Raw genomic sequence first — 10,543 nt, 5'->3', positions numbered from 1 at the left:
AACCATCGAGGGCAACCGACTGAAAGCCATACCCGGCGTCTCTGGGCCTCAGGACCATACGACTGGCCCGTCCAACCCATCAACAACGTAGGACCAACTGACGGACGGTCATGCGCCGCCGCCGGGGCCGAGTGCCGGCTCCTCGGGCGATCTGACGATCCGTCATCGCAATCTCCATGCACCGCCTTATCGACACCTGAAGGACCCTCCATGTCCAAGATCCTGACCACGGAGTCCGGCGCCCCGGTCGCCGACAACCAGAACTCGGCGTCGGCCGGCGAGTACGGACCGCTGCTGATCCAGGACCAGCAACTGCTGGAGAAGCTGGCCCGGTTCAACCGCGAGCGCATCCCGGAGCGCGTCGTGCACGCCCGCGGCTCCGGCGCGTACGGCTACTTCGAGGTCACCGACGAGGTGTCGCGGTACACCCGGGCGGGCTTCCTCTCCGAGGTCGGCAAGCGCACCGAGGTCTTCCTGCGCTTCTCGACCGTGGCCGGCAACCTGGGTGCCAGCGACGCGGTGCGCGACCCGCGCGGCTTCGCGGTGAAGTTCTACACCGAGGAGGGCAACTACGACCTCGTCGGCAACAACACCCCGGTGTTCTTCATCAAGGACCCGGTCAAGTTCCCCGACTTCATCCACTCGCAGAAGCGCGACCCCTACACCGGCGTGCAGGAGGCGGACAACGTCTGGGACTTCTGGGCCCACTCGCCGGCCTCGACCCACCAGATCACCTGGTTGTTCGGCGACCGGGGCATCCCCGCCTCGTACCGGCACATGAACGGCTACGGCTCGCACACCTACCAGTGGGTCAACGCCGACGGTGACGCCTACTGGGTGAAATACCACTTCAAGACCAACCAGGGCATCCGCTGCCTGGACGCTGGCCAGGCGGCCGAGATGGTCGGCGGCGACGCCGACTCGCACCAGCGCGACCTCCACCAGGCCATCGAGCGCGGGGTGTTCCCGTCCTGGACCCTCTACGTCCAGCTGATGCCGGTCGCCGAGGCCGCGGACTACCGCTTCAACCCCTTCGACCTCACCAAGGTGTGGCCGCACGCCGACTACCCGCTGGTCAAGGTCGGCCGCCTGGTGCTCAACCGGAACCCGGAGAACGTCTTCGCCGAGGTCGAGCAGGCCGCGTTCTCGCCGAACAACTTCGTGCCCGGCATCGGTCCCTCCCCGGACAAGATGCTCCAGGGGCGGTTGTTCGCCTACGCGGACGCCCAGCGCTACCGCCTCGGGGTCAACCACACCCAGCTGCCGGTGAACGCCCCGCGCGCCACCGAGGCGAACAACTACGGCCGGGACGGGCTGATGGCGGCCAACGGCGCCGGCCGCGCCAAGAACTACGAGCCCAACTCGTTCGGCGGACCGGCCCAGACCGACGAGGCGCTCGCCGCGCCGGTCGAGGTGAGGGGCCACACCGGTTCGTACACCACGCCGGCGCACACCAAGGACGACGACTTCTTCCAGGCCGGCGAGCTGTACCGGCTGATGTCGGCGGGTGAGAAGATCCGGCTGATCGACAACATCGCGGGCTTCCTGGCGCAGGTCTCGCGCGACGACATCGTGGAGAAGAACCTCGCCCACTTCCACGCGGCGGACGAGGAGTACGGCGCCCGGCTGGCCGCCGCCGTCGCCAAGCTGCGGGCGGGCGACGAGAACTGACGACTGCCGCACGACGGCCCCCTCCCCGCGCGGTCGGGGAGGCGGGCCGTCGTGGCGTTCGCCCGGGCCGGCCGACGGCCGCCGTACGGAACGGTCGCCGTACGGAACGGTCGCCGTACGGAACGGCCGTTGTACGGAACAGCCGCTGTACGGAACGTCCGCGGATATGCACGGACGGCAGTCGCCGGGGCCGCCGGGTCGATAGGCTGGTGCCTGCCCGCGGTCGCTCCGTGGGGGACATCGGAAGGGGACGACATGTCGACACCAGCCCCGGGTCGTCACGCCGCACTGGACCAGGGTCCGACGGACCCGTTCACCTCCCTCCAGCACGCCCTCAGACTGTTGGAGGCGGTCGACCGCCTCCCCGACGGCGCCACCCTGGTGGCCCTCGCCCGGGAGACCTCGCTCGGGTTGCCCACCGTACGGCGACTCGCCGAGATCCTGGAGGTCGAGGGCTACCTCCAGCGCCAGGACGGTGGTTGGCTGCTGGGAGGCACCTTCGCCCTGCTCGGCCAGCACAACCGGGAGCAGCTGGTGAAGGCCCGGCTCAACCGCAAACTCGCCGAACTCCGGGACGAGTTGGGTGCCGCGGTGTACTTCAGCCGCTACCACGACGGCGAGTTGACGGTGGAGGCGGTCTCAGCCGCCGACCACGCGCCGGCGGTGCAGGAGTGGGTGGACTTCCGGGCCACCGCGCACGCCAGCGCGATCGGCAAGTGCCTGCTCAGCCAGCTGGACTCGGACGCCCGGCTCGACCACCTCTCCCGGCACCCGGTCGCCCGGCTCACCTCCCGTACCGTCATCGACGCCGACCAGCTGATGCACCGGCTGGAGCGGCAGCCGGCCACGGTGCCGGTGCTGGACATCCAGGAGTACGCGCTGGGCACGGTGTGCGCGGCGGTGCCGATCACGGCGGGCAGCACGGTCGGCTGCCTGGCCACCTCGATGCCGGTGGGCAACATCCACAAGCTGAAGGCCGCCGCCGAGCTGCTGGCGGCCCGGGCGGCGCCGCTGATGCTGGCGATGGCGGTCTGAGCGTCGTCGCCCGGCCGCAGGGCCCCGTCGGACGCGTGCCGTCCGGCGGGGCCCTCCGGCTTCGCGGCGGCCCGAACGCGCGTTCCGACCCGTGTTCGCCAGGCCTTCGCGCGGCGTGCGTCACTTATTAGACTCGATGTCGATAAGGGGTGCCGAAACCCTTGTCCCCGCGGCTACCCGCGAGTACGTTTCCCTGAGTCGAGCCGCCGCTCCCAGGTCAGGAGGGTCCGCCATGTCCCGTTCCACCCCCGTCCCCGCCCTCGCCGCCCCCGCCGAGCGCGTGCACGACGGTCTCGTCCTGGAGCCCAGGGACGTCCGTTTCGACTGGGCGGGGCTGCCGCTGCACTGGATCCCGGACGAGCCGATGGCCACCCACGTGATCAACGTGCTGCACCTGCTGCTGCCCGAGGGGGAGCGGTGGTTCGTCAAGGTCTTCAAGGAGGCGCTGCCGCTCGTCCGGGACGAGCAACTGCGCGAGGAGGTCCTCGGGTTCATCGGGCAGGAGGCCATCCACGCGGAGGCGCACCAGGAGGTCCTGGAGCACCTGCTCGGCCAGGGGCTCGACCCCCGGCCCTACGTCCGGCAGGTCTCCTGGCTGTTCCGCCGCGTCCTCGGTGACAAGCCGGGTCTGACGCCGGCCCAGCGGCGGGAGAACATCATCGAGCGGGTCGCCTTCGTCGCGGCGATCGAGCACTTCACCGCCTTCCTCGGCAACTGGATCCTCAACTCCCCGGGGCTGGACCGGGCCAAGGCCGACCCGACGATGGTGGACCTGCTGCGCTGGCACGGCGCGGAGGAGGTCGAGCACCGCAGTGTCGCCTACGACCTGATGGTCCACCTGGACCCGGGCTACCTGCGCCGGGTGCGCGGGATGGTGATCTCGGGGCCGCTGCTGGTCCACCTGTGGGTGCGCGGGGCCCGCTTCCTGCTCGCGGCGGACCCGACCCTCGAAGGGCGGCTCAAGCCCACCTGGCGCGAGGCGGGCCGGATCTCCAAGCGCGGGTTGCTGCCGGACCCGGTCAAGTCGGTCCGCTCCGGGCTGCGCTACCTGCGACCGGGCTACCACCCGACTCAGGAGGGCTCCTCCAGTCAGGCGCTGGGCTACCTCGCCACCTCCCCGGCCGCCCGGGCGGCGGCGGGGCGCGGGTGAGGGGTGAAACGGGTGGCGGCTGACAGATGTCAGCGAACAGAAAACGTTTTCTGTTCGCTGACATCTGAAATCCGTTCGCTGAAACCTGTTCGTTGAACTCCGAAACCCGCACCACATACCCCGCACCCCGCCGGCCGCCCCGCACCCCCGTCTCGCCGCCCCAGCCCGCGCCGCCCGCCCCTCCCGACGCCCAAGGACCCCACCGGATGGACCTGCTCACCCCACCCCCCGACCTCTACGGCCGCCCCCGCGCCGACGGCTTCATGCGCTTCGTCACCGCCTTCGCCGACCGCTACTCCCCGGCCCTCGGCGGCCCGCTGCTGCGCCGCAACCCCCGCCGCCCGCCCGGCCGCCCCACCCCGCCCCTCCAACTGGTCGTCACCGAGCGCCGCCCGCTGGCGGCCGACGTCGTCGAGCTGAGCTTCGCCGACCCCTCCGGCGGCTCACTGCCCGGCTGGCAGCCCGGCGCCCACCTGCGCCTCGCCCTGCCCTCCGGCCGCGAGCGCCACTACTCCCTCAGCGGCGACCCGGCCGACCGCACCACCTACCGCATCGCCGTCCGGCGGCTGCCCGGGGGCGGCGGCGGGTCCGTCGAGGTCCACGACGCCCTGCACCCCGGCACCCGGCTCACCGCCCGCCGCCCGCGCAACGGCTTCGCCTTCTGCGCCGAACCCGCCGTCCTCCTGCTGGCCGGCGGCATCGGCATCACCCCGCTGCTCCCGATGGCCCGCGAGGCCCAGCGCCACGGCCTGGACTGGCGCCTGGTGCACGTCGGCCGCAGCGCCGGCACCCTCCCGTACACGGACGAGCTGCGCGCCCTCGACCCGCGCCGGGTGGTGCTGCGCACCGACGACGAGCACGGCGGCGTCCCCACCGGTGCGGAGCTGCTCGCCCACGCCCCGCGCGGAGCCGCCGTCTACTGCTGCGGCCCGGCCCCGATGCTGACCGCCGTGCAGCGCGCCCTGGACGGGTCACCGGCCGCCTCCCTGCACTTCGAGCGCTTCGGTGCCGCCCCGGTCACCGGCGGCGAGCCGTTCGCCGTCCGCCTCGGCGCCGACGGCCCGACCCTCGACGTCCCCGCCGACCGCTCCGCCCTGGACGTGCTGCGCGAGGCTCGCCCGGACCTCCCGTACTCCTGCCACCAGGGCTTCTGCGGCACCTGCGAGGTCCGCGTGCTGGCCGGCTCGCCCGACCACCGGGACCGCCGCCTCACCCCCGAGCAGCGTGCCGCCGGCGCCCTGCTGCCCTGCGTCTCCCGGGCCGCCGAGGGCGAGACCCTCGTGCTCGACCTCCAGTAGAAGGAGCCCCGCCATGGCGACCGCGACCCCCGCCTTCCGCTACACCGAGCACGACCTCGCCCGCTTCCGGGAGACCCAGCAGCTCGCCTACCACTGCGCCGAGCAGGTCGCCGCCTGGATCGAGCCCGGCGTCACCGAACGGCAGGCTACCGCCGAGCTGCGCCGCCGCCTGGTCGCCGCCGGTGTGCAGGACTTCTTCCACGTCCCCTTCGCGTGGTTCGGCGACCGCACGGCCTTCCGGCACTTCCACACCCCGCTCCAGTTCTTCGCCGGCAACCGCCGCCTGGAGGAGGGCATGCCGTACGTGCTGGACTGCGCGCCCGTGGTGGACGGTTACACCGCCGACATCGGCTACGGCGGCAAGGTCGGCGAGAACCGGGTCTGGGACAGGCTGGCCGCCGACCTGGAGGTCTACCGGAAGCTGATCCTCGACGAGGTGCGGGCCCGCAAGCCGCTCTCCGAGGTGTACGCCGCGGTGGACGCGCAGATCGCCGCGCACGGCTACGACAACCGCCACCAGGTCTACCCTGGCCGGGTGATCGGCCACCAGGTGACCCGCAACACGGCGCGCGGCCCGGCCGGGGTGAACGTGTTCGGCTTCGGGGTGCGCACCCTCCAGACCCTCGGCCGCGAGCTCATCTCCGAGCGGCTGCACGGCCGTTCACCGCTCTGGGCGGACGGCCGGTCGTCCCGGCACGCGCCCACCCCCGGGCTGTGGGCGGTCGAACCGCACATCGGCTTCCGGGGCGTCGGCATCAAGTTCGAGGAACTGCTGGTGGTCACCGAGGACGACGCCCACTGGCTCGACGACGACCTGCCGCACGTCCGCCGCTGGGCCGCCACCGCCGGGCGAACCGCCCCTGCCACGACCACCGCCCCGATCGCCGCTGACCGGACCACCCTGGAGGCCACCCGATGAAGCGCCCGTCGAAGTCCGAGCCGCTGCCCGAGCCGCTTCCCGAGCCAGTGCCCGAGGCGCTGTCCGGCACACGGTCCGTGACGGCAGGTCAGGTCCGTCGCCGGACGGTCCGCTCCGGCGGACTCCCGCTCGCCGTCTTCGAACAGGGCGACCCGGCCGCCCCCACCGTCCTCCTCGTGCACGGCTACCCCGACACCCACACCGTCTGGGACGACATCGCCGCCGACCTCGCCCGCGACCACCACGTGGTCCGCTACGACGTGCGCGGCGCGGGGGAGTCGGGAGTCCCCGCCACCCGGGACGGCTACCGCCTGGAGCACCTCGCCGAGGACCTGTTCGCCGTCGCCGACGCCGTCAGCCCTGACCACCCGGTGCACCTGCTGGCCCACGACTGGGGCTCGATCCAGTCGTGGGAGGCCGTCACCGCGCCCGGCGCCGAACGCCGGATCGCCTCGTACACCACCCTGTCCGGCCCCAGCCTGGACCACATGGGCCACTGGCTGCGCCACCGGCTGCGCCGCCCCACCCCGCGCCACCTGGGCCAACTGCTGCACCAGGGCCTCCACTCCTGGTACATCACCGCCTTCCACCTGCCCTACCTCGCCCCCGGGATCTGGCGCCTGGGCCTGGCCCGGGCCTGGCCGCGAGTGCTGCGCGACCTGGAGCACGTCACCCCGCGCGCCGACCACCCGCAGCCCACCCTGCGCCGCGACGCGGTCCGCGGCATCGAGCTGTACCGGGCCAACTTCCGCCCCACCCTGGGCAGTCCGCGCGAGCGGCCGACCGAGGTGCCGGTCCAGCTGATCACCCTCACCCGGGACCGGTACGTCGGCACCTACCTCTCCGAGGGGCTGGAACGCTGGGCGCCGAAGCTGACCCGCAGGACGCTGCACGCCGGCCACTGGTCGGCGCTGCTGGAGAAGGGATCCACCGTGGCCGCACTGGTCCGCGAGTTCGCCGCCCGCGTCGACGAGGGGCAGGGCCGGCCGGCCGAGGACGACGGCCGGCTGGTCGTGGTCACCGGCGGCGGCAGCGGCATCGGACGGGCCACCGCGCTCGCCTTCGCGGAGGACGGCGCCCGGGTGGTGGTCTGCGACGTCGACCTGGAGGCCGCCGAGCGCACCGCCGAACTCGCCTCGCTGATCGGCCCGAAGGCGCACGCCTACCGGGTGGACGTCTCCGACGGTGCCGCGGTGGACGCCTTCGCGCAGACCGTCGCCGCCGAGCACGGGGTGCCCGACGTGATGGTCAACAACGCGGGCATCGGCCACTCCGGGACGTTCCTCCAGACCACCGAGAAGGAGTGGCAGCGCGTCCTGGACGTCAACCTCTGGGGCGTGATCCACGGTTGCCGGGCCTTCGGCACCCTGATGGCCGACCGAGGCCAGGGTGGCCACATCGTCAACGTCTCCTCGGCCGCCGCCTACCTGCCCTCCAAGGCACTCACCGCCTACGCCACCAGCAAGGCCGCGGTGTTCATGCTCTCCGACTGCCTGCGCGCCGAGTTCGTCGGCCACGGCATCGGCGTCTCCACCATCTGCCCCGGCATCGTCAACACCAACATCACCCGCACCTCCACCTTCTCCGCCACGACGGCCGACGAGCAGGCCGCCAAGCAGGCCCGCGCCGCCAGGCTCTACGCCCGCCGCGGCTTCCCCCCGGAGAAGGTCGCCACCGCGATCGTCACCGCCGCCCGCACCGGCAAGCCCGTCGTCCCCGTCACCCCCGAGGCCAAGGCCGCCCACTTCCTCTCCCGCCTCAGCCCGGGCCTCCTGCGCCTCGCCGCCCGCCTCAACCTCACCTGACCGGGTGAACACCGCCCGACCGGGCCATCGGGGTCCGGGGTGTTGTCTACGCTTGTCCTTGACATCGCAGGCCCCACCCCGTTTCGGGAGGTTGACCATGGCCCGTACCGTGATAGACGTCAACGACGAGCTGTTGGCCGAGGCCGCGGAGATTCTCGGCACGACATCCGAGGTCGCGACCGTCAATGCCGCGCTTGAGGACCTCGTGAAGCGCCGCAAGCGCCAGACTTTCATGGCCTGGCTTGCCGAGGGCGGGCTGCCCGATCTCACCGGACCGGTGGAAGAGGGTGAGTGAGCTTCTCCTGATCGACAAGTCGGCCTTCGCCCGCTATTCCAAGCCGACGGTCAAGCCCGTGCTTGATCCGCTGATCAGCAGAGGATTGGTCGCGATCTGCGGCGCCGTCGAGCTGGAGATCATGCACAGCGCCCAGTCCAAAGCCGATGCCCTGCAGATCCGGGAGGGCCTGAGCGGCTTCGACTGGCTGCCCACGCCCGACGAGGTGTGGGACCGGGCCATCGAGGTGCAGGCCCTCCTGACCGCCTCCGGCAGCTGGCGGGCGCTGTCGGTGCCGGACCTCGTCATCGCGGCCACCGCCGAGCGCCATGGCGCCACCGTGCTCCACTACGACGGCGACTACGACATGATCGCCGCCGTGACCGGTCAGCCGACCGAGTGGGTCGTGCCTCCCGGGTCGGCGGACTGACCGTTCTGCCGGATGGGCGTCGCCCGGCCGCCCGGCGGGGTCCTGCGGGGGCTGTGAGAGCATCGAGGCCCATGGAGATGACAACGGCCCTGTGGTCCTTCGCCCTCGTCGTGGGGCTGCTCACGCTCACGCCCGGGCTCGACACCGCGCTGGTGCTGCGCACCTCGGCGCTGGGCCGGCGAAGCCAGGCCTGGGGGGTCGTCCTGGGGATCCAGACCGGGACGCTGATCTGGGGGACGCTGACCTCGGCCGGGGTGACGGCGCTGCTGACCGCCTCGCAGGTGGCGTACGACGTGCTGCGCTGGGCGGGCGCGGCCTACCTGGTGTGGATGGGCATCGGGATGCTGCGTGACCGCGGTGGCCGGGCGGTGGCCGAGGAGGAGCCCGAGGAGGGCGGGTTCGCGCACGGCTGGCGCCGGGGCACGCTGACCAACCTGCTGAACCCCAAGGTCGGGGTGTTCTACGTGGCCGTGCTGCCGCAGTTCATCCCGGCCGGCGCCCCGCACTTCGCCGCCGGCGTGGCGCTGACCTGCGTGCACGTCGTCGAGGGCGTGCTCTGGTCGACCGTCCTGGTCGGCTTCGCCCAGGTGCTGCGCGGCTGGCTGCGCCGCCCGGCCGCCCGGCGGCTGATGGACCGGGTGACCGGCACGGTCGTGGTGGGCTTCGGCCTGAAGCTGGCGCTGACCGACTAGCTCCAGGGCCCGGGGCTCCGGCCTCCGGCCTCAGGCCGCGTGGGTGCGGGACGCCGGGCCGTCCGTCGTGTCGCCTCCGTTGGCCCCGGCCCCCGCCCCGTCGTGGTGGATCGGCCCGTCCGAGGCGCTCAGCGGCAGGCAGCCGCCGCCGCGCCGGTGGGCGATGATCTCGGCGGCGACCGAGACCGCCGTCTCCTCGGGGGTGCGGGAGCCGAGGTCCAGGCCGATCGGGGAACGCAGCCGGGCCAGTTCGGCTTCGGTGAGTCCGGCCTCGCGCAGCCGCGCCGCCCGCTCCCGGTGGGTGCGGCGCGAACCCATCGCGCCGACGTAGCCGACCGGCAGCCGCAGCGCGCGTTCCAGCAGCGGGATGTCGAACTTGGCGTCGTGGGTGAGCACGCACACCACGGTGCGCCCGTCGATCCGGCCGAGCTGGGAGTCCAGGTAGCGGTGCGGCCAGTCGACCACCACCTCGTCGGCCTCGGGGAAGCGACGGGCGGTGGCGAAGACCGGCCGGGCGTCGCAGACGGTCACCCGGTAGCCCAGGAACCGGCCGATCCGCACCACCGCGGCGGCGAAGTCGATCGCCCCGAACACCAGCATCCGCGGCGCGGGCACGTACGACTCGACGAAGCAGCCGACGGTGCCCAGCCGCCGGTCGTCGCAGGGGCGTCCGTCCAGGCCGAGCACGAGGCGCCCGGTGCGCCCGGCCTCCAGCATGGCCCGGGCCTCGGCGACGAGCGCCCGCTCCAGCCCGCCGACCGTCGAGGGTGCCGGTGAGAGCGCGCCGACGGCACCGGAGGCGGTGACGGCCAGGGTGGCGCCGAGCAGCCCGCCAGGCCCGTCGATCACCCGGATCAGGGCCACCGGTGTGCCGGCCGCGATGTGGGCGATCCCGGCGTCCAGTCCGGCGTCGGCCCCCGGCACCACCGGCTGGACGAGGACGTCCAGGGCGCCGCCGCAGGTCAGCCCCACCGCGAAGGCGTCCTCGTCGCTGTACCCGAAGCGCTCCAGCACCGGCTGGCCGCTCGCGATCGCGGCCCGGCACAGCTCGTAGACGGCCCCCTCGACGCACCCGCCGGAGACGCTGCCGACCGCTTCGCCGTCCGCGTCCACGGCCAGCGCCGCCCCTGGGTCGCGCGGCGCGCTGCCGCTGACGCCGACCACGGTGGCCACGGCGAAGGAGCGCCCGGACGCGTGCCAGGCCAGCAGCTGCTCGGCGATGTCCTGCATGGCGAGGGCTCCTTACACGGTTTCGACAGTAGCGGGAGG

10 protein-coding genes are annotated in these 10,543 nt (G+C 72.9%); 9 read left to right on the top strand and 1 reads right to left on the bottom strand.

What is annotated here, in order from left to right; genetic code table 11:
• Nucleotides 1-210: 210 nt before the first annotated feature.
• The 9 genes from ACZ55U_RS27265 to ACZ55U_RS27225 all read left to right on the top strand — a co-directional run bounded on the left by ACZ55U_RS27265 (nucleotide 211) and on the right by ACZ55U_RS27225 (nucleotide 9,274).
• Nucleotides 211-1,671, top strand: a complete 1,461-nt coding sequence (locus ACZ55U_RS27265; RefSeq protein ID WP_465529982.1) for a catalase — start codon at nucleotides 211-213, stop codon at nucleotides 1,669-1,671.
• Nucleotides 1,672-1,926: 255 nt separating this feature from the next.
• Entirely contained in the window at nucleotides 1,927-2,706 is a 780-nt protein-coding gene (locus tag ACZ55U_RS27260; RefSeq protein WP_465529980.1) for an IclR family transcriptional regulator, read from the top strand.
• A 232-nt stretch (nucleotides 2,707-2,938) separates the two neighbouring features.
• A complete protein-coding gene (locus tag ACZ55U_RS27255; RefSeq protein ID WP_465529978.1) occupies nucleotides 2,939-3,856 on the top strand; it encodes a metal-dependent hydrolase in 918 nt (305 codons plus the stop codon).
• A 206-nt stretch (nucleotides 3,857-4,062) separates the two neighbouring features.
• On the top strand, nucleotides 4,063-5,154 hold the full coding sequence (locus ACZ55U_RS27250) for a PDR/VanB family oxidoreductase (RefSeq protein ID WP_465529976.1): 1,092 nt from the start codon (nucleotides 4,063-4,065) through the stop codon (nucleotides 5,152-5,154).
• 13 nt (nucleotides 5,155-5,167) lie between these two features.
• On the top strand, nucleotides 5,168-6,073 hold the full coding sequence (locus ACZ55U_RS27245; protein WP_465529974.1) for a M24 family metallopeptidase: 906 nt from the start codon (nucleotides 5,168-5,170) through the stop codon (nucleotides 6,071-6,073).
• Nucleotides 6,070-7,878 carry an SDR family oxidoreductase gene (locus tag ACZ55U_RS27240; RefSeq protein ID WP_465529972.1) on the top strand — a complete coding sequence of 603 codons (1,809 nt, stop codon included), beginning with the start codon at nucleotides 6,070-6,072 and terminating at the stop codon, nucleotides 7,876-7,878. Before ACZ55U_RS27245 ends, ACZ55U_RS27240 begins: the two co-directional genes overlap by 4 nt.
• Nucleotides 7,879-7,975: 97 nt before the next feature.
• Nucleotides 7,976-8,173 carry a type II toxin-antitoxin system VapB family antitoxin gene (locus ACZ55U_RS27235; RefSeq protein ID WP_465529970.1) on the top strand — a complete coding sequence of 66 codons (198 nt, stop codon included), beginning with the start codon at nucleotides 7,976-7,978 and terminating at the stop codon, nucleotides 8,171-8,173.
• Nucleotides 8,166-8,582: a PIN domain-containing protein gene (locus ACZ55U_RS27230; protein WP_465529968.1), complete on the top strand. Its 417-nt coding sequence runs from the start codon at nucleotides 8,166-8,168 to the stop codon at nucleotides 8,580-8,582. Before ACZ55U_RS27235 ends, ACZ55U_RS27230 begins: the two co-directional genes overlap by 8 nt.
• Nucleotides 8,583-8,653: 71 nt before the next feature.
• Nucleotides 8,654-9,274, top strand: coding sequence for a LysE family translocator (locus tag ACZ55U_RS27225; RefSeq protein ID WP_465529966.1), 621 nt, complete (start codon nucleotides 8,654-8,656; stop codon nucleotides 9,272-9,274).
• A 30-nt stretch (nucleotides 9,275-9,304) separates the two neighbouring features.
• Here ACZ55U_RS27225 and ACZ55U_RS27220 read toward each other — a convergent pair whose 3' ends face one another.
• Nucleotides 9,305-10,504 (bottom strand): XdhC family protein, encoded by a 1,200-nt coding sequence (locus ACZ55U_RS27220; RefSeq protein WP_465529964.1) that lies wholly within the window; start codon nucleotides 10,502-10,504, stop codon nucleotides 9,305-9,307.
• Nucleotides 10,505-10,543: the final 39 nt, after the last annotated feature.

The organism is Kitasatospora sp. NPDC034533 (genome assembly GCF_055575155.1).
This window is presented reverse-complemented; position numbering and strand designations above follow the sequence as displayed.